Source organism: Flavobacterium sp. AJR, assembly GCF_002156885.1.
GTDB lineage: Bacteria > Bacteroidota > Bacteroidia > Flavobacteriales > Flavobacteriaceae > Flavobacterium.
Window position 1 is genome coordinate 59,156 of record NZ_NCWQ01000004.1, and the last position, 25,609, is coordinate 84,764.

The 25,609-nt window shown below is 33.8% G+C and carries 23 protein-coding genes; 7 read left to right on the forward strand and 16 right to left on the reverse strand.

The window, feature by feature from the left end; genetic code table 11:
- Positions 1–250: 250 nt before the first annotated feature.
- Positions 251–1,648, reverse strand: a complete 1,398-nt coding sequence (gene fumC, locus B8T70_RS01990) for a class II fumarate hydratase (protein ID WP_039115986.1) — start codon at positions 1,646–1,648, stop codon at positions 251–253.
- A 311-nt stretch (positions 1,649–1,959) separates the two neighbouring features.
- Between fumC and B8T70_RS01995 the strand changes: the two genes are divergently transcribed.
- Complete coding sequence (locus tag B8T70_RS01995) at positions 1,960–2,124, forward strand: hypothetical protein (RefSeq protein WP_035621077.1); 165 nt, start codon at positions 1,960–1,962, stop codon at positions 2,122–2,124.
- Positions 2,125–2,194: 70 nt separating this feature from the next.
- Here B8T70_RS01995 and B8T70_RS02000 read toward each other — a convergent pair whose 3' ends face one another.
- On the reverse strand, positions 2,195–4,651 hold the full coding sequence (locus tag B8T70_RS02000) for an outer membrane beta-barrel family protein (RefSeq protein ID WP_086893728.1): 2,457 nt from the start codon (positions 4,649–4,651) through the stop codon (positions 2,195–2,197).
- Between the two features lie 87 nt (positions 4,652–4,738).
- Entirely contained in the window at positions 4,739–5,089 is a 351-nt protein-coding gene (gene arsC, locus B8T70_RS02005) for an arsenate reductase (glutaredoxin) (RefSeq protein WP_086893729.1), read from the reverse strand.
- Positions 5,090–5,199: 110 nt separating this feature from the next.
- Here arsC and B8T70_RS02010 point away from each other — a divergent pair, with 110 nt between their 5' ends.
- On the forward strand, positions 5,200–6,144 hold the full coding sequence (locus B8T70_RS02010; RefSeq protein WP_086893730.1) for a CPBP family intramembrane glutamic endopeptidase: 945 nt from the start codon (positions 5,200–5,202) through the stop codon (positions 6,142–6,144).
- 10 nt (positions 6,145–6,154) lie between these two features.
- Positions 6,155–7,204, forward strand: coding sequence for an AMP-binding protein (locus B8T70_RS02015; RefSeq protein WP_086893731.1), 1,050 nt, complete (start codon positions 6,155–6,157; stop codon positions 7,202–7,204).
- 162 nt (positions 7,205–7,366) lie between these two features.
- Here B8T70_RS02015 and B8T70_RS02020 read toward each other — a convergent pair whose 3' ends face one another.
- The 13 genes from B8T70_RS02020 to B8T70_RS02075 all read right to left on the reverse strand — a co-directional run bounded on the left by B8T70_RS02020 (position 7,367) and on the right by B8T70_RS02075 (position 20,591).
- Positions 7,367–9,622: a multicopper oxidase domain-containing protein gene (locus tag B8T70_RS02020; protein ID WP_086893732.1), complete on the reverse strand. Its 2,256-nt coding sequence runs from the start codon at positions 9,620–9,622 to the stop codon at positions 7,367–7,369.
- Positions 9,623–9,632: 10 nt separating this feature from the next.
- The gene (locus B8T70_RS02025; RefSeq protein WP_123912055.1) at positions 9,633–12,359 is read right to left on the reverse strand and encodes a heavy metal translocating P-type ATPase; all 2,727 of its coding nucleotides are present in this window, start codon (positions 12,357–12,359) and stop codon (positions 9,633–9,635) included.
- 90 nt (positions 12,360–12,449) lie between these two features.
- Positions 12,450–13,010 carry an AraC family transcriptional regulator gene (locus B8T70_RS24070; RefSeq protein WP_039115993.1) on the reverse strand — a complete coding sequence of 187 codons (561 nt, stop codon included), beginning with the start codon at positions 13,008–13,010 and terminating at the stop codon, positions 12,450–12,452.
- Complete coding sequence (locus tag B8T70_RS24075) at positions 13,011–13,874, reverse strand: DUF3347 domain-containing protein (protein ID WP_207621514.1); 864 nt, start codon at positions 13,872–13,874, stop codon at positions 13,011–13,013. It abuts the gene before it with no gap.
- Positions 13,875–13,992: 118 nt separating this feature from the next.
- Positions 13,993–14,361, reverse strand: coding sequence for a hypothetical protein (locus B8T70_RS02035; protein WP_086893733.1), 369 nt, complete (start codon positions 14,359–14,361; stop codon positions 13,993–13,995).
- Between the two features lie 273 nt (positions 14,362–14,634).
- On the reverse strand, positions 14,635–15,894 hold the full coding sequence (locus B8T70_RS02040) for a Y-family DNA polymerase (RefSeq protein ID WP_039115996.1): 1,260 nt from the start codon (positions 15,892–15,894) through the stop codon (positions 14,635–14,637).
- 240 nt (positions 15,895–16,134) lie between these two features.
- A complete protein-coding gene (locus B8T70_RS02045; RefSeq protein WP_039115998.1) occupies positions 16,135–16,587 on the reverse strand; it encodes a LexA family transcriptional regulator in 453 nt (150 codons plus the stop codon).
- Between the two features lie 75 nt (positions 16,588–16,662).
- The gene (locus B8T70_RS02050) at positions 16,663–17,280 is read right to left on the reverse strand and encodes an HPP family protein (RefSeq protein WP_039115999.1); all 618 of its coding nucleotides are present in this window, start codon (positions 17,278–17,280) and stop codon (positions 16,663–16,665) included.
- 8 nt (positions 17,281–17,288) lie between these two features.
- Positions 17,289–18,566: a chloride channel protein gene (locus tag B8T70_RS02055; RefSeq protein WP_052259557.1), complete on the reverse strand. Its 1,278-nt coding sequence runs from the start codon at positions 18,564–18,566 to the stop codon at positions 17,289–17,291.
- Positions 18,567–18,683: 117 nt separating this feature from the next.
- Positions 18,684–19,073: a VOC family protein gene (locus B8T70_RS02060; protein WP_039116000.1), complete on the reverse strand. Its 390-nt coding sequence runs from the start codon at positions 19,071–19,073 to the stop codon at positions 18,684–18,686.
- Positions 19,073–19,648: a sugar O-acetyltransferase gene (locus B8T70_RS02065; RefSeq protein WP_086893734.1), complete on the reverse strand. Its 576-nt coding sequence runs from the start codon at positions 19,646–19,648 to the stop codon at positions 19,073–19,075. Before B8T70_RS02065 ends, B8T70_RS02060 begins: the two co-directional genes overlap by 1 nt.
- A gap of 8 nt (positions 19,649–19,656) precedes the next feature.
- Positions 19,657–20,115 carry a YciI family protein gene (locus B8T70_RS02070; RefSeq protein ID WP_039116002.1) on the reverse strand — a complete coding sequence of 153 codons (459 nt, stop codon included), beginning with the start codon at positions 20,113–20,115 and terminating at the stop codon, positions 19,657–19,659.
- Between the two features lie 8 nt (positions 20,116–20,123).
- A complete protein-coding gene (locus tag B8T70_RS02075; RefSeq protein ID WP_086893735.1) occupies positions 20,124–20,591 on the reverse strand; it encodes a DinB family protein in 468 nt (155 codons plus the stop codon).
- 140 nt (positions 20,592–20,731) lie between these two features.
- On the opposite strand from B8T70_RS02075, the gene B8T70_RS02080 reads away from it, so the two are divergent.
- The 4 genes from B8T70_RS02080 (at position 20,732) to B8T70_RS02095 (ending at position 25,604) form a co-directional block, all read left to right on the forward strand.
- On the forward strand, positions 20,732–22,939 hold the full coding sequence (locus B8T70_RS02080) for a TonB-dependent receptor (protein ID WP_086893736.1): 2,208 nt from the start codon (positions 20,732–20,734) through the stop codon (positions 22,937–22,939).
- Between the two features lie 339 nt (positions 22,940–23,278).
- Complete coding sequence (locus B8T70_RS02085; RefSeq protein ID WP_086893737.1) at positions 23,279–23,899, forward strand: hypothetical protein; 621 nt, start codon at positions 23,279–23,281, stop codon at positions 23,897–23,899.
- 62 nt (positions 23,900–23,961) lie between these two features.
- Positions 23,962–25,299, forward strand: coding sequence for a 2TM domain-containing protein (locus B8T70_RS02090; RefSeq protein WP_086893738.1), 1,338 nt, complete (start codon positions 23,962–23,964; stop codon positions 25,297–25,299).
- Complete coding sequence (locus tag B8T70_RS02095) at positions 25,299–25,604, forward strand: 2TM domain-containing protein (protein ID WP_086893746.1); 306 nt, start codon at positions 25,299–25,301, stop codon at positions 25,602–25,604. Before B8T70_RS02090 ends, B8T70_RS02095 begins: the two co-directional genes overlap by 1 nt.
- The last annotated feature ends 5 nt before the right edge of the window (positions 25,605–25,609 follow it).

Here is a 25,609-nt window from a genome sequence, read left to right on the forward strand (position 1 = left end):
TAGAGAGATCCCATTCTTCGGAGTGTCAATTTTAAAAGAAATACTGTATCTAAATAAACATAAGTTGCCCTTCGACTCCGCTCAGGGTGACAGAAAAACAAAACCCCTGCAATCAGATTGCAGGGGTTTATTTTTACATAAAAGTTGTAGAGTTACTTGCGGAGACCCTTCCTTCGTCAGGGAGACAACATTGCGGTTATCATCCTTGGCAGAGTAGAGACCTAATTAACAATTCATAATTAACAATTCATTATTTAAGGCTTCCAACCATATCTTCTGGTTTTACCCAAGCATCAAAATCTTCTGGTGTTACATAACCTAAACGAACTGCTTCTTCTTTAAGTGTTGTTCCGTTTTTGTGTGCTGTTTGAGCAATTTCTGCCGATTTGTAGTATCCGATTTTAGTATTTAAAGCTGTTACTAGCATTAATGAATTGTCTACTAATTCTTTGATACGTTTGTAATTTGGTTCGATTCCTTGTGCACAATGCTCATCAAACGAGATACAAGCATCTCCTAATAAACGAGCCGATTGCAAGAAGTTTGCAGCCATTACTGGTTTAAAAACATTCAATTCGTAGTGTCCTTGCATTCCTCCTACCGAAATCGCAACATCGTTACCCATAACCTGAGCACAAACCATTGTTAATGCTTCGCATTGTGTTGGGTTTACTTTTCCTGGCATGATAGATGAACCTGGTTCGTTTTCTGGAATGATGATTTCTCCAATTCCTGAACGTGGTCCTGAAGCTAGCATACGTACATCATTTGCAATTTTATTTAATGAAACTGCTAATTGTTTTAATGCTCCATGAGATTCTACAATTGCATCGTGCGCTGCAAGTGCTTCAAATTTATTCTCAGCAGTTACAAATGGATGTCCTGTAAACTCTGCAATATATGCTGCTACTTTTACATCGTATCCTGCTGGTGTATTTAATCCTGTTCCTACTGCTGTTCCTCCTAAAGCAACTTCTGATAAGTGTGCTAAAGTGTTTTTAACGGCTTTTATACCATAAGTTAACTGTGCAGCATATCCTGAAAGTTCTTGCCCTAAAGTAAGTGGTGTTGCATCCATAAGGTGTGTACGACCAATTTTTACAACACTTTTATATTCTACCGCTTTTGCGTGAAGTGTATCTCTTAATTTCTCAACTCCTGGAATAGTAATTTCAACTACTGCTTTGTAAGCTGCAATGTGCATTCCTGTTGGGAAAGTATCGTTTGATGATTGTGATTTATTTACATCATCATTAGCTTTGATGAATTGCTCTCCTTCGCCAATTTCAAATCCTTTTAAAACTTGTGCGCGGTTTGCAATTACTTCGTTTACGTTCATGTTACTTTGTGTACCTGAACCTGTTTGCCAGATTACCAACGGAAATTGGTCGTCTAGTTTACCTGCTAAGATTTCGTCGCAAACTGCTGCGATTGCATCTCTTTTTTCGACTGGTAAAACACCTAAATCATGGTTTGCATAAGCAGCTGCTTTTTTTAAGTAAGCAAATCCTTCTACGATTTCTTTTGGCATCGATGCTGATGCGCCAATTTTAAAATTGTTTCTAGAACGTTCTGTTTGTGCTCCCCAATATTTTTCTGCAGGAACTTGCACCTCTCCCATGGTGTCTTTTTCTATTCTGAATTTCATTTTAATGTATTTATGTGTGTTATTATATAAAAATTCGTGTAAACTGTAAAACTATCACTTAAAACTATTATCGCAAACCTAGGTTTCTAGCCCAGATGGAAGCGGCATCCTTTTTTGGGTCTTTTTTCGGACCAAAAAAGATATAGCGGACAGCTGGAAATAGCTCCTAAACCAAATTATGAGCTTATCTTTTTAAAACTGACCTCAAAAATACGGATAATTACTTTTTTATAAAAATTGATTTAGTTTTTTATTGGTAAGAAAAAATATTAGACCTACATTTGTGGCTACATTCAAAAATTCCGGAAAACATGTTTGAATTTTCACAGTATTTAGGCTTTTTACTTTTCTTAACCATTCTAACTATAGGGTTTTGGTTAATGTTCTTCTTGGTAGGTTTCGTTCAATATTGGATTGGTGGAGCGCTATGGGAAATGTACAAAGAAAGAAAAGCAAAGAAAGAGCAATCAATTTAAAATTAATTTGATTACTACATAAAAAAAGGACCCGTTTACACGAGTCCTTTTTTTTATTTACGAGGTTTCCTTATCCAGGAAACTCTCCTCCTCCATCATTACCTTCATTTTTAGGCCCTTGTTTTTCTCTTTCGTTTTTAGGCTTATTGAATCTATATGTAAATGAAAGATTGAACTGTCGCTTACGAAATTGCATTTCGCTATATGAATTTACATTATCTAGATATGTTTCTGTTTTCATAATTCTTGAATTGAATACATCACTTACATTAAAAGCAATTGTTCCTTTATCTTTCAAGACATCTTTACTAAAAGCTAAATTTAATCCAAACTGCCCTAAGTTTTTACCTTGTGCTGTTTTTTGCGCTCCATTATACATAGCCGTAGTTTGCCAATCGATTTTGTATGGTAAAGTTATTCTTGAACTTATACGGGCAAACCATGATGTTGCCTCGTTATCAAAATTTTCTGTGATGGCTAAATTGTTGACATCTGTATAAGTATAATCTCCTGTTGTATTAAGATTATAAAGATTAAAATTGGTATTTAATTTCCACCATTTAAAAGGGGTATAGTTTACCGTGAATTCATAACCAATCTTTTGCTGTTTTCCTAAGTTAATCGGAGTACTTAAAATAACTGGAATTCCATCAACATTATCTCCTGTTTGTAATCTTACGAATGTAAATACATCGGTTGTGTTTTCATAATACAAGGAAGTATTAAAAGTTACTTTATCCCAACGTTTTATATAACCTACATCATATTTATCGGTAAGCGAAGGATCTAAATCTGGATTTCCTCTAAAGATATTGATATTACTGGCATAATTTGTAGCTGGATTCATGAAACGTCCTCTTGGTCTGGAAATACGCTTACTGTAACTTACAGAAAGGCTACTGTTATCTGATATTTCATAATTAAGAAATGCACTTGGAAAAAGATTATTATATTTCTTATTATTAAAATTATTGGTGTCCAATAAATTTACATCAATATTACTGTCTTCCCAACGTAATCCTAAAAGGTAGGAGAATTTAGTCTCTTTAATTTTAGACCCAAATTGTGTATAAAGCGCATTTATTTTCTCTTTATAAACTAATGTATTCGACAAGAAACCTTGGATTGGATTTCCTTGATCATCAGTATTTACATTGTATACGTTATCTAAATCATTGAAATTTCCTTTATAACCAGCCTCAAACTGACTTCCTTCTCCAAATGGCAATACATAATCTGCCTGGATCTGAAATTGTTTCTGAACCTGATTGTTTAATGTTGTATTAAAATTTGGCGAACCTGTGATTGTACCATTGCTATCATCATTGTTTTTAGAAATAGATATATCTGCAGTCAATTTATGCCCTTTATCATTAAAGTTTTTAATCAAATTTGATGTAAACTCGACATTATCACTAGCTATATTAGTATTACTTAATCTATAAGATGATCCTGTATAATCATGATTTACATCAAAATTATTGTAGTCAATCAGGTCTTTATCTTCTCCGCTATTTTTTTGATAATTAACAGCGTTTGTCCAAAATATTGTTGGAGTAATTTCCCACTCTGCCCCCACTCTGGCATTAAAGCCTTTTCTTAATCTTTTGGTATCTCTTAGTTCATCAAGATAACTTTTAATAGATCCGTCTGGATTTAGATACTCAGAATTTGTTGAACCACCACCTTCAGTTGTTCTGTAACTGTATCCTGCAGTTGTAAAATAATTTATTTTTTTAGTTTTATAATTTGCATTTGCACTTACTCCGTAGGTTTCTGGGATTCCTGTTGAAGCTATAAAAGTTCCGTTAAACCCTTGATTTTTCCCTTTTTTAAGAATAATATTTATTAATCCTGAACCTCCTTCGGCATCATATCGTGCTGATGGATTTGTGATTACCTCAACTTTATCAATTGCATCGGCTGGGATTTGACGCAAAGCTTCGGCTACATTTATAGCATTTGAAGGTCTTCCGTCTATTAAAATTCTAATATTATCACTTCCTCTTAAACTTACATTTCCTTCGGTATCTACAGAAACTGATGGTACGTTATCCAGAACATCACTTACTGTTCCTCCTTTTACAATCATGTCCTGACCTACATTATATACTTTTTTGTCTAGTTTAATTTCTACTGTAGATTTCTCGGCACGAACCACAACTTCATTAAGTTGGTTGGCATCTTCGGATAAAGCAAATTGTCCTAAATTGGTATTCTCAGCAATATTTTTCTGTTTAATTTCTATTACCTTAAATGAAATAAACTCAATTTTAATATCATAAACCCCAGGAACAGCATCTACGCTAAATTCTCCTTTGTTATTGGTGATTCCTCCTGCAAGTGCTTTTGGATTTTTGGTATTTACCAAAGTAATTGTAGCATATTCTAGCGGTTGGTTTGTCGTTTTCTCGACAACTTTACCAGTAACTTTTACTTTTGCTCTTTGCCCTTCTGGTTGTTGGGCAAAGCTGAGCATGCTTGTAAAAAGACATACAAGCATGATGATTAATTGATTTTTTTTCATTTTTGGTAGTTTCTATTTGGCTTTTAGACTGCAAATGTAACTGTAGGTTTAAAATGAAAAATCATAAAAATATGTTAACAACCCTCTTTATAATGTTTCTAAAAAAGGTTTTAGCAATTCTAAATCTCTACCAATAATAGCTTTCCCGTCTTTAACAACAATTGGTCTTTCGATTAAGATAGGATTATCGACCATAGCTTGTATAACTTCAGTATCGGTCATTGTTTTATTCTTGAAGTTCTCTATCCAGATTTTTTCTTTAGTTCGAACCAACTCTATCGGTTTTAAATCTAGTTTTTGAAGCAATTCTTTTAATGCATCAAACGAAGGTGTTTCGGTAAGATATGGGATTATCTCAAAGTCTTCTTTTGTATTCTCGATAAAAGCCAGACAATTTCTTGATTTCCCGCAACGTGGGTTGTGATATATTTGTATCATTTTTATTTTTTTAAAGAAGTAAACGTATTTGAAATAAAAAAAAGTAAATTAGTGCTAGCAAAAATAAGATTTATGCAATAAATCGAAGTACTATTTTAAATTAAAAATACATGTTTCTAGAACAAGGAGTTAAAGAAGAAAACAAATTTTGGAAATATTTATTAGGTTCCGTCTTTATAATAACCGCATCATTTGTTGGTCAAATTCCGCTTACACTCGCCATACTATACCAAACTCTTATAAACAAAATACCTTACCCTACGAATGAAGCTGGTATTATGAAGATTTTTGAATCGAATATTACCTTGTTTCTTATATTGATTTCGTTTGCATTTGCCTTAGCAGGAATTTACTTTGTGGTACGATATATACATCATCAAACTTTTTTATCGGTAACTACATCCAGACCTAAAGTAGACTGGAATCGTATCTTATTTTCATTCCTTTTATGGGGAACTATTACTGCTGTACTAACTGTTTTATTTTATTATCTAAGTCCTGAAGATTTTGTAATTAATTTTAAACCTATTCCGTTTGCCATTTTATTCATAATAGGAACTCTTTTAATTCCTATTCAGACTAGTACCGAAGAATATGTTTTTCGTGGATATTTAATGCAGGGATTTGCAAATCTAGCCCGAAACAAATGGTTCCCGTTACTAATGACTTCAACCATATTTGGGGTAATGCATATTTTTAATCCCGAAGTGTCTAAGATGGGTTATATCGTTATGGTATATTACATTGGGACAGGATTATTTTTAGGAATTATTACTTTAATGGATGAAGGTATAGAACTGGCATTAGGTTTTCATGCTGCCAATAATCTAGTAGGTGCACTATTGGTTACTTCGGATTGGTCAGTATTCCAAACGCATTCAGTTTTTAAAGATATCTCAGAACCATCTGCTGGTGCAGATATTATCTTGCCAGTAATTGTTATTTATCCTATCATGCTATATATTTTTAGCAAAAAATACAACTGGACGAATTGGAAAGAAAAATTAACGGGTGAAATCGTTACTGAAAATAAGTCTGAAACTATTAAACTATAACCAAACTCAAATGTCAAAAATAACATATAAAAACGTCCACAATTTCTTCAAATTAAATGGAGACCATTTTAATGGAGAAGACTTATCTCAAATAGCCTATAGTTTCGTTAAAGAAGGCGAAGCTTATGAAAGAGCTATTGGTGAGTTTATCTTAGATTGGTTTGATGAGAAATCTTATATCGAGATAACTACTTCGGGAACAACTGGAGCTCCAAAAGTGATTCAGTTAGAGAAACAAGCCATGATTGAGTCGGCACTTGCAACGGGTGATTTCTTTGATTTACATCCCGGAGATAAAGCATTACATTGCTTGCCTACTCAATATATTGCTGGAAAAATGATGATTGTAAGGAGTTTAATTCTTGGACTAGATGTCGATTTTGTTGCTCCTAGCCTGCACCCTCTTACAAACAACAATACCAAATACGATTTTGTAGCAATGGTTCCTTTACAGGTTCAAAATTCATTACCTGCGCTTAAAAATGTAAAAAAACTTATTGTAGGTGGCGCTGCGATGGATGCTACACTTATAAAAAGTGTATCTAAGCTAAAAACTAAGGTGTACGAAACTTACGGCATGACCGAAACGATTACTCATATTGCTGCCAAACAAGTTGGCGAAAAAGCTTTTACCGTTTTACCTCATGTACAAATATCGCAAGATGATAGAAATTGTCTTGTTATAAATGCACCTACAATTTCTAGCGAAACAATTGTAACCAATGATATAGTCGAGCTAATAAATGACCATCAGTTTGTCTTTTTAGGAAGAATTGATAACGTTATCAATAGTGGTGGAATAAAATTAATTCCTGAGCAAATAGAAGAAAAACTTTCGGGTAAAATAGATACCCGATATTTTGTAATTGGTGTTCCTGATACGGCTTTGGGCGAAAAATTAGTTTTGGTTATTGAAGGCGAAAAACATACTATCGACAATGCAATCTTTGACAGTCTGGATAAATATCAAAAACCAAAAGAAATCATTTTTGTTCCTAAATTTAAAGAGACTGAAAACGGTAAAATAATCAGGAAGAAAAGTTATCTGTATAATTTATAACCCAAGAAAGCGATTAACAAAAAATAACATTTTAGTTTAACCATATAAGTTATGTAAGTCCATTTAAGTTTTTAAAACTTATATTTTCTTATATAACTTATATGGTTTTCTTTTAAAATACAGTTTAGCTTTTCACTTCTCCCATTTCACATTCAACACAATTCAATAATTAAGCGTCAAGCCAAATCCCCAACCCATATCACTATCATAATGTGTAGAGATTCCTGCGTTTTTGGTCAGAATATATTTTAAACCTCCCATATATTCTTTGTCTGTATTTACCATAAAAGCCATTCGTATTCTTGGCGAAATCGGAATATCTTCTCGGGATAATTGCAATCGGACATTACCGTCTGTAAAAACTTCGGCTTGAGCAATAACCAACCACGGCAATGTATAATCGGCACCAATACTTAATACGGAACGATTGTCTTTGGTATTCTTTTGTCCGAAGATATTTTTCTCAACCTCATCATGTCCAAATTTTCTATAACGCCAATCGAATCCTATAAATGGCATAAACCACTGATTTTTGCCAATATAACGTCCGATATGAGTTTCAGTTTCATAACCATGCCTATCATTATATCCTAATCTCCACTCAGTACCAAAACTCCAACGTGCATTTTGAACCATTGCACGACCATCGTTTCCGTTTGTAGCAAAATCATTCTCGGCCATAATATGACTCATATTACTTTCTTTTTGCAATTCTCTGTACGCCCATTCTTTATCTGGTAATAACGGATTTGGTGGGGAGTTCTCATAACTAAAAACACGATTCATTCCAGCCATCATGTGATACAAAATATGGCAATGAAAAAACCAATCTCCGTCGGCATTGGCACTAAACTCAATCGTATCGGTTTCCATTGGCATAATGTCCAGTACATTTTTTAATGGAGAATATTCGCCTTGTCCATTTAATACTCTAAAATCATGACCGTGTAAATGCATTGGATGTCGCATCATCGAATTATTGTACAATACAATTCGTAATGTCTCTCCTTTTTTAATTAATATTTTATCCGACTCAGACAATACTTTATTATCCATACTCCATAAATAGCGATTCATGTTTCCTGTTAACTCAAAACGTAATTCTCTAACGGGAGCATCTTTGGGTAATGTTGTTACCGTAGGCGATTTAAGCATGCTGTAATTTAATGTTACAATGTCTGTAGAACTCGCTTCCATTTGATGGGCAGAATGATCCATTTTTTCTCCGTCAGCCATCTTCATCGGTTCTTCGGGAGTATGTTTCATTTCTTTAGATGCACTTCCTGTAATTTCGGGATACATTACGGCGTTCATATCCATCTTTTGTAAACTCATCCCCATTCCCATCTCGTTCATGGTTCCGTCCATGTTCATCATGCCGTTCATCATTTTCATCCCCTCAAAATAATCGAGTTTTGGCAAAGGGCTTGTCAATTGTTTTATTCCTTTTCCTAAATAAATCGAAGTCGATTTTGTTCGGTCTTCTGGCGTAGCCAAAAATTCAGATGCCGTATCATCGGATGGAATTGTAACCACAACATCATAAGTTTCGGATACTCCAATAATTAGTCTGTCTACCTCAACAGGAACTACGTCGTTTCCATCATTGGCTACGACCGTAATTTTTCCTCCAGCGTATGTAAGCCAGAAATAAGATGAAGCTCCACCATTAGAAATTCTCAACCGTACTTTATCTCCCGCTTTAAATGGTTGGGGAAATTCATTTTCTTTTTTTCCGTTAGTTAAAAATGCATCATAATACACATCGCTTACATCCATTGCCATCATACGTTTCCATTCGTTATTGACTTTGGTTTTAAAATGACCTGCTTTTATGGCTTCAGTATAACTTTGGGTTGTTCCTTTTTTAATCGCAAACCAATCCGAAGCATTATGCAACATCCTATGCACATTATCCGGATTATAATCTGTCCATTCGCTTAACATAACAGGAATTGTAGGCAAATCATCAATCCCTTTTCTAAAATCAGGGTCATCTGTTTTTTTCTTCATTATTAATGAACCATACATCCCGATTTGCTCTTGCATTCCGCTATGGCTATGATACCAATGTGTTCCGTTTTGAATAACAGGAAATTTATACACATAAGTTTCCCCTGGCTTTATAGGCATTTGTGTAAGAAAAGGAACTCCATCTTCCTGATTTGGCAAAAAGATACCATGCCAATGCAAAGATGTACTTTCCTTTAACTGATTATGTACGTGAATTTCGGCAATATCTCCCTCGGTAAAAGTAAGTGTCGGCATCGGGATTTGTCCATTTACTACAATTGCTCTTTTGGACTTTCCTGTAAAATTCACCAACGTATCTTTTACGTATAAATCATACCTCACAATTTTTTGTGCAGTCGTGCTTATCGCAAAAAGCAACAATATGAGTATTGAATAAATTTTCATTTTTTAGTTTTTAAAGTTTTAAACTTCTCAATCGCAATGCATTCACAATAACTGATACAGAACTAAAACTCATTGCCAAAGCAGCAATCATAGGAGAAAGCAATATTCCGAAAAACGGATATAAAACTCCCGCAGCAACAGGCACACCTAATACGTTGTATATAAAAGCAAAAAATAGATTTTGTTTGATGTTTGCCATTACAGCGTGGCTCAGGTTTTTTGCTTTTACAATTCCTTGCAAATCTCCTTTTACCAAAGTAATCTTGGCACTTTCTATCGCAACATCGGTTCCTGTTCCCATCGCAATCCCAATATCCGATTGTGCCAGAGCAGGCGCATCATTGATACCATCTCCCGCCATGGCTACAATTTTTCCTTCGGCTTGTAATTTCTCAATTACTTTTAGTTTATCTTCTGGCAAACAACCTGCCTGAAATGAAGTTAAGTGCAATTCGTCGGCAACCGCTTTAGCAGTATTTATATTATCTCCCGTAAGCATAATTACCTCAACTCCTTGTCGCATTAATTCTTTTATAGCGGCAGCACTGGTCGCTTTTATAGCATCGGTTATAGTTACAAATCCTACTACATTTTTATCTACAGCGATATAAGAAACTGTTTTTCCTAGTTTCTGTTCAGCAATAATTTTCTCTTCGATAGCTCCAGAAACAGTTACTCCTACTTGCTCCATTAATTTTTTATTCCCTAATGCAACCTTTTTATCAATCGCAGTTCCAATAACTCCTTTTCCTGCAATGTTTTCAAAATCATCTACTTTTGTTAAAGAGATATTTTTAGCTTTTGCAAATTTTACTACGGCTTCCGCCAAAGGATGTTCGCTATACTGATTTAAAGAAGCAATGTATTGTAACAATTCATCCTCTGAATATTGCAGCGCAACAATTTTTTCTACCGAAGGTTTTCCCTCTGTAATAGTTCCCGTTTTATCAGTAATCAGAACATTTACTTTGTCCATTTTTTCTAAAGCTTCTGCATTTTTTATCAGAATTCCCGATTGTGCACCTTTTCCAACTCCTACCATTACAGACATTGGTGTGGCTAAACCTAATGCACACGGACAAGCAATTATCAATACTGCAATTGCATTAATAAAGCCGTAAACCATTGCTGGTTCTGGACCAAATTTTGCCCAGATAAAAAAGGTAAGTACAGAAATAATAACAACAATTGGCACAAAGTATTTAGCAATACTATCCGCTAGTTTCTGGATTGGTGCTCTGGAACGACTGGCATTATTTACCATTTGTATAATTTGCGAAAGCAAAGTTTCTGAACCTACTTTTTCGGCAATCATAACAAATGATTTGTTTCCATTTATAGTTCCCGAAGACACCACATCACCTACTTTTTTATCAACAGGAATAGGCTCTCCAGTAATCATCGATTCGTCTATCGTACTCTCCCCATCGGTAATTTTTCCGTCTACAGGAATTTTATCTCCGGGTTTTACTCTAAGTAAATCTCCTTTTTTAATATCGTGAATTGCAATTACTTTATCGACTCCGTCAATTACCAGAGTCGCTTCTGTAGGAGCGAGTTTTAATAATTCTTTTATCGCACCACTAGTCTGGCTATGTGCTCTTGCTTCTAGCAATTGCCCTAATAAAACCAGTGTAATAATTACTGTTGCTGCTTCAAAATAAAGATGAATTGTTCCGTGTCCCGATTTAAATTCTTCTGGAAATATATCAGGAAAAAACATTCCTACGATACTAAATAAAAATGCCATCCCAGTACCAATCGCGATAAGGGTAAACATATTTAAGTTCCAAGTCACAATTGATTTCCATCCGCGAACGAAAAACATCCAACCTGCATAAAAAATTACAGGAAGCGAGAAAAGCAGTTGCATCCAATTCCATTTCCCAACATCCATTATTTTTAGCAAAGGATTGTCATGCATCATTTCTATCATGGCAATAAAAAAGATAGGAACAGTAAAGAGTATTGCAATTTTCATTTTTCGCAATAACTCTTTATAGACCTTATTCTCTTCGCTATCTGTTGGTTCCATTGGCACTAAATCCATACCGCAAATTGGGCATGAACCTGGTATATTACTTATAACCTCTGGATGCATTGGGCATGTATATTGCTGAACCTGAATAGCTGCTGGCTCTTGTATTAAATCCATTCCGCACACAGGACAATCTCCAGCTTTATCATACATTTTATCGCCTTCACAATGCATCGGGCAATAGTATTTTCCTCCTGCATGATTATGCGGTACAACTTCTTTTTTATGCTCATGTTTATGTCCGTCAGCACTGCAACACGATTTCTCGGCTGGCTTTTCGTGTGCCTGAACTGTTACTGGTTCTTGTACTAAATGCATTCCGCACACAGGACAATCTCCAGCTTTGTCATACATTTTATCCCCTTCGCAATGCATCGGACAATAGTATTTTCCTCCAGCATGATTATGCGGTACAGCTTCTTTTTTATGCTCATGTTTATGTCCGTCAGCACTACAGCATGATTTCTCGGCTGGCTTTTCGTGTCCATGATTCATAGTCATTTCAATGGTGTACTTTCCAACCGCAGTTAATGCTTCTTGCAGTTGCTCCGTCGGAATATGCTTTTCCATCGTAATCGTTGCCAATGGTGGTTCCAAAGTAACACGTGCCTCGATTCCATCGATAGCATTTAATGTTTTTTCTACTTTAGTACGACATCCATCGCAAGTCATTCCTGTGATTGTATAAGTATGAGTCATTGCTTTATTTTTTTTATGAATTTTTCTTTAACAAATTTCTAAAATAACGCTTCAATAAGCTTGTACAATTTTGGTTATGATTTATAAGATTTACAAATCCTCTATTTGTTTTCGCTTTTTGTCTTTCAACTTTTTATAATAACTTGGTGAAAATCCTGTTACTTTTTTAAACTGATTACTCAAATGTGCCACACTACTATATTGAAGCTGATAAGCAATTTCGCTCAGACTTAATTCATCGTATATAAGTAACTCTTTTACCTTTTCTATTTTCTGAGAGATAAAATATTTTTCAATAGTTGTCCCTTCTACTTCCGTAAAAAGATTACTTAACGAGTTATAATCATGTTGTAAATTAGTCGATAAATAATGGGATAAATTAGTGCTGAGGTCGTTATTTTTATAATGAACCAATTCGATGATTAAGGTTTTAGTTTTCTCAATAGTCAAACTTTTTTTATCATCTATAAGTTCAAAACCCAAAGAATGCAAGACATTTACTAAATCTTCTTTTAAAGAATTTATCTCTTTTTCTTCTATTTCTACCTCACCCAGTTCTACTGCAATCGGATGAAGCCCGAGTTTTTCCAACTCCGACTTCACGACCATTTTACAGCGACTGCAAACCATGTTTTTAATGTATAGCTTCATTTACTTGATAGTTTCTACAGTACTACCACAGCTCAACATTTTCGAACCATAATATGGGTTTTTAATGGTACTTTCTTTACTCAACCAGTTTGCACCTTTTCCGTTATTTGCCATTGGGCAAAACTGATAATATGTTGGTGTATCCCCTTTTGAAACTTTTAATAACGCATATACATTTTTAGATAATGTCCCAAAATGATCTCTTTGGTGTATTGCATCTTTTGTATCAGCAATATGTTCGGCATCTTCTTTTAAGTCTTTCAAAACTTTCATCCAAACCATGTGAACATCCATTGGTAAACTTTCCATTTTTACTCCATCAATGGCTGTTACTAATGTTTTGGCTTTCGCCGAAGCAGTAGCACCGTCTGTTTTTACCAATGCATCTTTGATTCCGAAATATGCATCAAAAACTGGTTTTAGAATATTTGCTTTTTGATCCACATCCGAAGAAGCCATTTCGTGACCAGAATGCGCTTCATGGTTCATTTTCTCAGCAGGAACAACCATTGCCATTTTTTTATTATTTCGCTCATATTGGCAACATTCTGGAAGTTTAGCATACACATCATTTGGCGCTAAAAACTCATTGCTATCATATCCCGCTAAAGCAATACGTTTTAATATCTCCTCTTTGTTTGTTTTGGTGGCATCATAAGTAAGCGTTGCCATTTTAGAATCTTTATTCCAATCTACTTCGGCACTGTTTTTTAAGTTACCTGCTTTCTCGATTGTTTTTTTACACATTTCGCAATTACCAAATATTTTTACAGTTTCGGTTTTTGCGTTTTTTATTTTTGCATCACATGCAGTGAATGATAACAATGCAACGATTGCTACCAATAAAGTTTTTATCGATTTCATTTTTTATAGATTATCTGTCAAGAATGTAAAACTCCTGAACGTTATTTGATCTTATTTTTTTGAATACTTAAAGTTAACATTTTCTATTAGACGCACTTATGGCTATAACAGAAAACTTTTAGCTTATTTTTGGCGGAGACCAGATACTATAAAAGCCTGAAGATAAAGCGGCTTCATGAGAGTGAAAGAATTGTTTTTTATTCGAAAAATTAAAACAATTTAATGTAGTTTCATTCCATTTTTCGGAAGTAAGCATCGAAATAACTGTAACACAACGGCAATTAGAATGATTGCATTTATCGGCACAACCATCTTTTCCTTTTTTATTAGGGCTTGAATCACAACAACCATCAGTTGATTTTGTTTGTGCTTTTTCGGTTATATGCTTCTTTTTTTCAGATTTCATACCGCACGCATCTGCATGCGTTGGCATCAAAAAGAAACCAAGCAAGAAAACAAAAAATAATATGTGCGTTTTTGAAATCATCTAAAATTTTGAAATTCAAAGATACAATATATTTTTTTTAATGATAAAATTATGTGGCTGTTGTGAAAATGGAACGCAGATGACGCGGATTTACTAAAGTAAAGACGCGGATAAAAACGGATTTTTAAAGTAATCCGTAAAGAAAAAAATCCGTTTTAATCCGTGTTTTCGCGATAGCGAATCCGTATCATCCGTGTTCCTTTTTTTTTAGACAATCAGAAGAAAAAACACAATATGGTTCGTGGAAATTAGCGCGATTCGTGGCTAAAAATATTAAACCTCTATCGTAATAACATCTTTAAGTTTTGTAGAGAATTTGGGAGATAATCGTTCTTGTTTCATTTTCCATTGTCGCCCTAATGATTGCACTCCGAATTTGACTTTGTTATCACCATAACTTAAATTCATCTTATCAATAACACTCATCAATGGCTGATGTTTCGGGTTGGAAGTACTGAATAAATTAAGTTGCGTTTCGTCATTTGGCGTTAAGCCCATAACAACAACTCCGGCTCTTTTATAGGAATATCCGGTTTTATAAATTTCCTTTAATCCTCTTTGTGCGGCTTGATTTAGCTCGATTGTGGAGTTGGTCGGGAAGTCGGTATTTATAGTAATACTACGCGAATATTGTGATTGGTCGTTTGCTAAATAATTCGTCTGGATAAAAACTGTTACCATATTGCAATGGCAACCTTGGCGTCTTAATTTTTCGGCACACGAAGCTGTAAAGGTGCTTACTCGTTCCGAAATCTCATCGTAAGTAGCATATTTAGTTTCGAATGAGCGTGTAGTCGCAATCATTTTTTTATTTCGAGGTGCTTCCAAATCTAATGTTGGTTTTCCCTCTAACTCATGTTTTAGTCGAAGTCCCACAACAGCCATTTCTTTACGCACCCAGGCATCAGATAATTGTGTAAACTGATAAGCAGTCAGGATATTTTTTTGCTTCAGACGTTTGGCATGCTTTCTTCCTATTCCCCAAACATCTTCTATTTTTGTCCATTTTAGTGCTTTGATTCTTTTCTCATCGGTATCAATCGAATACACATTCTGAGTTCGTTCAGAAAATTTCCTGGCAATTTTATTTGCCACTTTTGCCAAAGCTTTCGTTGGAGCAAAACCCACACTTACTGGAATTCCTGTACCTCTTGTAATCTTTTTTCGCATGTCGAGTCCCAAATTATGTAAATCGAATAATTCAAAACCTGAGAATTTCAAAAAAGCTTCGTCGATACTATACAGTTCAATATCGGGAGTATAAGTTCTAAGCATATTCATTACCCGATTGCTCATATCGCCATACAAAGCATAATTAGAAGAATACACATAAATATTCTTTTCTTTAAACAATGCTTCAAATTTAAATGCGGGCGCTCCCATCGGAACTCCTGCTAACTTTGCTTCATCAGAACGCGCAATAACGCAACCATCATTATTAGAAAGGATAACGACTGGTTTTCCTATCAAATGTGGTTCGAAGACTCTTTGGCAAGAGGCATAAAAATTATTACAATCGACTAAAGCAAACATTGTTTATTTATTTTTGAAACTATTCTTTCTCTCTGTGTGTTGAGACACACTGCGGTGCGCCTCTACGATTCCTGGATTGCGGAGATTTTAACTACACCTATAAATGACACGCGGATTAAACAGATTCGCTATCGCGAAAGCGCTGAAAAAAACGGATTTTATTAATATTGTAAAAAAATCAGTTTTTTTCAGCGTTTTTACGGAGTAAATCCGTTTAATCCGCGTTCTATTTCAATACAATTAAAAAGATTTTATCGAATGAACTACAATTCCCCAAATCAAAAGTTCATTTTCGGCTGTCACTTTTATAGGTTCGTAATCTTCATTTTCGGCGATAAGCCAAACAATATCTTTTTCTATTTTAATACGTTTTACTGTGAATTTACCATCGACTTGACAAACTGCAATTTTGTTATTTTGGGGTTCTAAACTTTTATCAATAATCAACAAATCACCATCATTTATTCCGACATCTTTCATGGAATGCCCTTTTACTTTGGCAAAAAAAGTAGTGTCTTTATTTTTAATAAATTCTTTGTTGAGGTCTATCGTTAGCTCGATAAAATCATCGGCTGGAGATGGAAATCCCGCGCTAATTCCCACATCAAAAAAAGGAATTTCTAATTTTGATGAGTAATCCGGAATATAAAATTCTAGGGGTGTGTCGTCGTTATTTAAACTTCGTAATTTCATAGTTTCACAAAATTACGGAAGTTATATTTTCGCTGTTAGTATTTAACACTAAATAGTTATCAACGATACCGATCTTTAATTATTTGGAGATGTTTTCTTGCTTAATCTTCTTCGGAATTTATGATACGTATTATGGTATTTATTATGACTTGGATATTTACGATATGAAGTAAGATTATTAAATATCAAAGCTATAATAAGCAATACTGTAACTCCTGTTAATACTGGCGAAATAACATACCAATACCCCAAATCTTTTATCTGGCTGGAACCTGTAACGGCGATAAGTGCAGTTGCTCCTCCTGGTGGATGTAATGTTTTGGTTACTTGCATACAAACAATAGAAAGTGATACTGCCAATGGTGCTGTAATCCAGATAATATCTGGTGCTAGTTGTTGTACTGTTACTCCTATAATTGCCGAAATAACATGTCCTCCTACAAGGTTACGAGGTTGTGAGAACGGACTTCTAACTTCTCCATAAACCAAAACACTCGAAGCTCCAAACGAACCAATTAAGTACACTAAATCTGATCCTGTAAAATGTTGGGTTTGGGTATAAGCAATCAATCCGATACCTACAAATGAGCCTAAGAATGACCAGAATATCTCTTTAGAATTAACTAAAGTTTCTTTGTAAAGTATATATCTTGTTTTGCGGTAGCTTCTTTTTATTTTGGTAACACCCCCCATAAATTATTTTATTTTGATATGCTTGGTAAAAATGTATAAACTGTATGCGGATAAATCATTTTTGCTGTGTACTTAGAAATCAAGCAAACAACTAAGATTGGCAAAAATAAAGTGTAATCATTCGTTAGCCCGCAAACTAAGAATATTGCTGTAAATGGTGCATGAATACTAGCGCTTAAAACGGCTGCCATACCAATTACCATAAAGTTTAACGGAATTACTTGTGCATTAAAAAACGTATTTAAAACTGATGCCAAAAGCAATCCCAAAAATGCCCCGATAAAAAGACTTGGTGCAAAAACACCTCCGTCGCCACCAGAAGCCAATGTTATAGAAGTTACAATAGGTTTTAAAAGTAAAATCCCGATAAAGGTGAAAGTTAATGTAAGTGTTAACGGAATTGCCGAATTTGTAAAAATTCCATTTATTGCATGATATCCTTCTCCATAAAGTTGTGGAAATATAAATAAGGAAACGCTAAGAACAATCGAACCTAAAATGATTTTATAATAATGTGTTTCTATCTTAGAGAACTGACCTTTAAAAAACAAAACGCAACGAGTTAAATAAACTGAATTTATTCCTGCTAGAATACCTAAAAGGATAAAATACGGAATCGCCTTTAAATGCCAAGTTGTAATATTTACAGCAAATAATGGTCCTTCGTTTAAAATTGTAATTAGTCCGAAAGCTATAGAAACTGCAATTAAATTAGAGATTATAAAAGCTCGTGTTACTTTTCTTGAAATTACTTCGATTGCAAATAAAATCCCCGCAATCGGGCTGCTAAATAATGCCGTAACTCCTGCCGCAACTCCTGCACAAATTAATTCGGTTTTATATTGGCGAAAGATATTTTCTTTTTGTTGTGCTACCGAGCCAATCGTTGCTGTTGCTACAACGGTAGAAACTTCGATTCCTGTAGAACCTCCAAAAATAACCGTCAATAATCCATTAATAAAATGGGATGGAATTTTATAATTAGGTAAGTTTTTAGATTTCGACTGGGTACTTTCAAAAACTTCTTTGATTCCTTTATTTTCTTTTTTCTTGAATAAATACTGACGCAAGAAATAAATTACCGAAAGTCCAAAAACAGGGAAAATCACATAAAAAATCGGATTTACCGTAGCTTGATGAAAAAATATTTCTTCATAATACTCCGTTATTTTCTTGAGAGAAATTCCTAAAAATGCCGAGAGAAAACCAATTAAAACAGAAACAATAACTAATTTTCGAAATTTAATAAATTGATGATTCTTTTTGATTTGCGCCGTTTTGTTCATCAGAAGTTTGAAGTTTAAACTCACTTTTTATAAGTGGTTTGCAAATTTAGAGAAACAGAACCATATTCGATTTAAAACATACGAATATTGCATTTTTTTAACAGTAAAGTAAGAAAATTACCTTTCATAAAATTCTAACGGTAAATCATCTGGGTCGGCGATAAAAGTAAATCTTTTTTGGGTAGTTTCGTCAATTCGTATTGCTTCATAAGCGACATTCTTTGATGCTAAAAACGCAATTGTTTCGTCTAGATCAGACACCTCAAAAGCCAAATGTCGTAAGCCTGCTCCTTCTGGTCGAGAAGTCCTTGCTGGCGGATTTGGGAACGAAAATAACTCGACAATATACTCTCCATTTAATGCCAAATCAAGTTTATACGACTGGCGTTCTTCGCGGTAAATTTCTCTGATTATAGTTAAACCCATAATCTCGGTATAAAACAATTTGGACTTATTATAATCACTACAAATAATAGCGATATGGTGTACTTTATTTAATGAAAGCATTATTTATTATTTTCTGATTCTTGATTTAATTTTCGGATAACTTTTGCCGGATTCCCTACTGCAAGCGAATTATCAGGAATGTTTTTTGTAACAACCGATCCCGCTCCTATTACGCAACCTTTCCCGATGGTTACTCCCGGACATATTACAGAGTTCCCTCCAATCCAGCAGTCATCTCCTATAGAAATTGGCAACGCATTTTCGAGTGTTTTTCTTAATTCTGCGTCAAGCGGATGTGTAGCCGTATAAATTTGAACATTGGGTGCAAAAAACACATTCGACCCTATAGTTACCGGAGCACAATCCAGAACAACACAATTTACATTAAAGTAAACATTATCGCCACAAGTAATATTGTATCCATAATCGCAATGAAACGGTGGTTCTATATAAAAACTCTTACCTGTATTGGGGATTAATTCTTCTAAAATTAGTTTGGCTTTTTTAGTCAAACGGTATTCTGTTACATTTAAACGATGCAGTAAATTTTTAGCTCTTCTACGATCTTTTACTAAAATTGAATCACCAGCTAAGTAGTAATCTCCTGCAATCATTTTTTCTTTTTCATTTTTCATAAATAGTATTACATTTTTTTCTTGGCGATTTTTTCATGAATCTTTAATGTTTCCTGCAAAGCTGCAGTTGCGTACCAAGGTATTAATTCGGCTTCAAGCAAATTTGCATTTATTGCGGGATCTGTTGCTACAAGTGCTTTTGCCTCTTCGATAGTTGCTACATTAAAAATATAAATCCCTCTATAATTTTTATCGTTCTTCATAAAAGGCCCAGCTACAACTAATTTTCCTTCTTTGGCTAATTTGCCAATATTAGCCATATGTCCTTCAAATAATTTCTTGGTTTCTTCTTTTGAAGCTGTTGTATTTGTTCCTGATTTTAAAAGACAGAATACGTATTTCTTCATTCCGTAATCGTCCGCGTTAAGGGATTTTGCTAAATTCTCATCAAACTTAACTTCCGTTTCCTGCGAAAATACGATAACATTCATAAATAAAAACACGAGTAATACTATTGCTTTTTTCATAAAGTGGATTATAACGTTTTGAGCATTTTTTTAAGAATAACAATTTGACCTAAATGATAAACGTCATGCTGAATGATTCCATGAATATGCTCATAATAGGTATGATTATTATTGACATATATTTTATCTAAATCGGCATCATCTAAATCATCTAAAAATGAATTCCATAATTCTTGCGATTTTGCCAGACTTTGAAGTGATTGCTCCCAAGCTGCTTCAGATGAATCTAAAACAGGTACAAAATAATTATGATCAGGAGTAGTGACTGTTTCTCCCTGAACGCGTCTTAAAATGTTTCTTCTCCATTGTATAAGATGATTGACAATTTCCCAAATCGTATTTAAATTAGGATTTATTTTCCTGTATGCCTGATCTGCACTTACATCTTTTAATGTATTTGCTAAATTAACTTCTAGCCAAGGATTTCCATTATAAATAGACTGATATAGATTTGAAATTCTTTTATTTTCTGACATAATAAATCGTTTTTTGAAATACAGAAGCTAAGATACAAATAAGTATTTTACAACTCATCCTCAAAATTCTACAATTGGGTTACTTAATATTTTAATGTTAAAATTAACAAAATATATTTGTCTCATCAAAATCAAAAAACATGAAAACCAAGTGTCTAGAATTAAATAAAAACGGAATAGGATTAAAAATCAAATCCCTTTTTACAATCTTATTTTTAGTAATAAGTTCAGTTATTTTTGCCCAAAATACACTTTCGGGAAAAGTAGTTGACGGAAAAGGAAAGCCAATCGCTGGGGCAAACATATATATAGATGGTACTTACGATGGTGCTACAAGTGCCGAAAATGGAGAGTTTTCATTTACAACCGAAACTTCAGGAAATCAAATATTAATAGTAAGTTTTTTAATTTATGAAACGTCAACTACATCAATAGATCCTGCCAATTTTAAAAATCAAATTATAAAGCTAAAGGAAAACGTAAATTCATTAGATGCCGTTGTTATTACTGCCGGAACTATGGAATCTGGCGATAAAGCCAGGGTTTCGGTTTTAAAACCTCTGGACATTGTTACCACTGCTGGTTCTGCAGGAAATATTATTGCTGCTCTACAAACCTTACCGGGAACTCAAAGTGTGGGCGAAGATGGGCGTTTATTCGTTCGTGGTGGAGAAGCCAACGAAACACAAACATTTGTTGATGGTATTAGAGTTTCTCAGCCTTATGGCGCAACGGTTCAGAACTTACCTACTCGTGGTCGTTTTTCTCCTTTCTTATTTAGCGGAATTGCTTTTTCTACAGGAGGTTATTCGGCTGAATATGGCGAAGCTTTATCTAGTGTATTATTACTAAATACTCAGGATGAACCTGACCAAAATAAAACAGACATCGCTATGATGACTGTAGGATTAGGAGTTGGACATACAAAAAAATGGGATAAAAGCTCTTTAAGCGTAAATGTGAGCTACATCAATCTGGCACCTTATCAGGCGGTTATAAAACAAGATGTCGATTGGAACCAACCCTATCAATCTATATCTGGAGAAAGTGTATATCGTTACCATTTTGCTAACGGAACTCTGAAATTATATGCCGCTTTTGATACCGAAAAAATCGACCTTAACCAGAAAAACATCAATTTTGAAGATAAAATAAGAGTCAATTTAGTAAACAACAACTTTTACTTAAACACGGTATATAATGGAACATTTGGTAGTAACTGGCAAATTACTTCGGGATTGAGTTATGGATATAGCAACAATAAAAAAGATATTGATATTGATCATTTAAACGATGATGAAAATGCTGCTCATCTTAAATTAAAATTAAAAAAGAGCCTTTCGAACAGAGTGAAACTATCATTTGGTGCTGATTATTTTATTACTAAATACAGCGAAGATTTTCAGGATAATGTAACGCCTACAATTACTAATGGTTACGACTCTAACATTGCTGCTATTTATGCCGAAACTGAAATTTCGTTCTCTAGCAAACTAGCTGCAAAAGTTGGACTTAGAGCTTCTAACAACAGTTTACTTGATGAAACTGCATTAGCTCCAAGAATTTCATTAGGATATAAAGTGGCAAAAAACAGTCAGTTTTCACTTGCTTATGGAGACTTTACACAAACTCCAGTTGTTGATTACATCAAATATTCAAAATACCATCAGTTTGAAAGCGAAAAAGCAGCGCATTATATTTTAAACTTTCAATACAATAAAACAGGACGCACTTTTAGAGCCGAAGCCTATTACAAAGATTACAGCAATCTGGTAAAATACGACACGCAAAACATTCAATACAATTCGGTTTTTAATAACAATGGTTCTGGTTATGCTAAAGGAATCGATATATTCTGGAGAGATAGTAAATTATACAAAAATCTGGAATACTGGATTTCCTACTCCTACATTGACACCAAAAGAGATTATAAAAATTTCCCAACTAGTGTAACTCCCGATTTTGTTGCCGACCAAAACTTATCGGTTGTAACTAAATATTTTATTACCGATTGGAAATCGCAAGTTGGCTTAACAAACAGTTTTAGCACAGGAAGACCTTACAACAACCCAAATGAAACAAAATTCATGAACGGAAAAACAAAATCATACAATAGTTTAAGTCTTAGCTGGGCGTATTTATTAACCACTCAAAAGATTTTATACTTCTCGGTTTCGAATGTATTAGGAACTCAAAATGTATTTGGATACGATTATGCCAAAAATCCCGATGCAACCGGAGTATATAACCGACAAGCCGTAACGCCTACAGCAGACCGTTTTTTCTTTATTGGTTTCTTCTGGACTATTAGTGATAATAAAAATGAGAATCAGTTGAAGAATCTTTAGAGGAAAGGTACTGAGGTTCTGAGTGACAAAGGTTCAAAGGTTTTACCAATATTGTTTAGAAGAGGTTCTGAGGTTCTGAGAAACTAAGTAACTAAGTTTCTCAGAATCTAAAAAAACTCAGTACCTCAGAACCTTAGCCACTTAGAACCTTAAAGAAAACCTTTGAACCTTTGAACCTCTTTTAAAAAACCTTTGAACCTTCCTCAAACAACTCATCCCTAAAAATCAACAACTCAGTAACATAAAATTTAAAGAGAATAAATTCTATAATACTTTTGAAGTATAAATTAACAAACGTTTCAATCATCAAAAAATAACTAAACCTTAAAACAAGAAATCATGACAAAATTTATTACCGCGATTACATTATTTATTTGCAGTTTTTTATCTGCTCAAACTCAATTTGAACAAGGAATGGGAAAAGCTTTTGGGCTTTGGAAAGAAGGAAAAAATACGGAAGCATCAGATTTGTTTGAAAGAATCGCTGCTGCCGAAAAAACAAGCTGGTTACCTAATTATTATGTTGCATTAGTAAATACAACATCGGCTTTTAAAACTCAAGATAAAACACAAATAGATTTATTACTTACAAAAGCGCAAAATGCATTGAATATCGAAATGATAAAAAATCAAAACAATGCGGAACTTTACGTTTTACAAGCTTTAATTTACACTGCTTGGGTTGTAGCTGATCCTATGACTAACGGAATGAAATATTCGGCTAAAACGATGGAAACATATAACAAAGCTGAAGCATTGGCTCCAGATAATCCTAGAGTTGTTTTTGGCAAAGCCGATTTTCAATTGGGTGGTGCAAAATGGACAGGAGTTGACACGAAACCTTTGTGTGCTCAGGTTGAAAAAGCTATCGGACTTTTTGCTACTTTTAAACCTGAAACTCCTTTTTCTCCAAAATGGGGTTTAGACAGAGCTCTTGAAGTTCAAAAAACTTGTAAATAAAATATTGGGAAGGAAGTTAATCTGTTCGCTATTCTTCCTTCCAAATTTATTAAAAAAACAAAATGAATAAAATATATAAAGACTTCCCCAGAGTACTGTACTTATCAATTGCAATTTTTGTAGTTGTTCAATTTATAGGTTTCCTATCTGGTCAAACTATTCATTTTGATTTACAATTGTTCATTTACTTTCTGTTTACCTTTCTTTATACGCTCTCATTATATATTGCAAACACAACCTTATTCAGTTATTTAGATGTAGTATTTGAAAAAAACAGATTCTCAGCAAAAAGGATAATAATTGGTTTTATTGGCTCTTTTCTAGTCACTTTATTTGTAATTTTTTTACTTCGAATTCTAGAAGAGGTTATTATCAATAAAAAGTCTTTTGAAGTTTTCTTAACAAATGAAAACCTCTCCAATTATATCGGTTCTATTATTATTACTTTTTTTATAACCTTATCATTATACGCCTTTTATTTTTACAAATTATATAATGAAAATAGAGTTAAGGAACAGAAAATTATTGCGGGAACAGCTTCTGCAAAATTCGAAAGCTTAAAGAATCAAATCGATCCCCATTTTCTTTTTAATAGTTTAAATGTACTAAGTTCTCTGATAGAAGAAAACCCAGATAATGCGCAACGTTTTACGACATCATTGTCTAAAATTTATCGTTACGTTTTAGAACAAAAAGACAAAGAACTGGTATCGGTAGAAGATGAATTGGTTTTTGCCAAAACGTATATGAATTTGTTAAAAATGCGTTTTGAGAACAGTTTGTTTTATGAACTACCAACTAAAGATATTAATCCAGAAGCAAAAGTAGTTCCGCTATCCTTACAACTTTTACTAGAAAACACGGTAAAACATAATGTGGTAAGTGAACAGAGACCGTTACATATTCGGATATTCATTGAGAAAGATTATTTAGTCGTTCAAAATGATTTTCAAAAGAAAGAAGTATTGCAAGACCGCCAAGGTGTAGGATTGCAAAATATTGTAAACCGCTACGGCATTATTACCAATCGAAAAGTATTGATTGAGCAAAATGCAGCAACATTTACCGTTAGAATACCAATTTTAACAAAACAAATTACTGTTATGGAAACAACATCCGATTATAGCGAAAATAGTGCTTATTACAGAGCAAAAAAAAGAGTGGAACAACTTAAAGGTTTTTATGGAAACTTGATTTCCTATTGTTGTGTAATCCCTTTTCTAATTTTTATAAACTTACAGTTTTCACCAGGATTTCAATGGTTTTGGTTCTCTGCCTTAGGTTGGGGATTTGGATTACTTATGCATGCTTTTAAAGTATTTGGATATAGTACTAATTGGGAAGAAAGAAAAATTCAGGAGATTCTAAGAAAACAAGAGAACAAACAAAACTGGAAATAATGAAAGATAATAATCAATTTGACGACCGTTATCTAAAAGCTAAAAAAAGAGTTGAAGCCATTAAAGGATTCTATAGTAATCTGGCTTCATTTATAATAGTCAACCTTATTTTACTTTTTATTAATTTAAACTACAGCCCTAATCATTTATGGTTTTATTGGCCCTTATTATGGTGGGGATTGGGAGTATTATTTCACGGATTAAAAGTTTTTAATTGTTTTCCTGTTTTTGGTAAAGAATGGGAAAAACAAAAAATAAAAGAATTAATGGATAAAGAAAAATCCAAAAATGAAAAATGGCAATAACATTA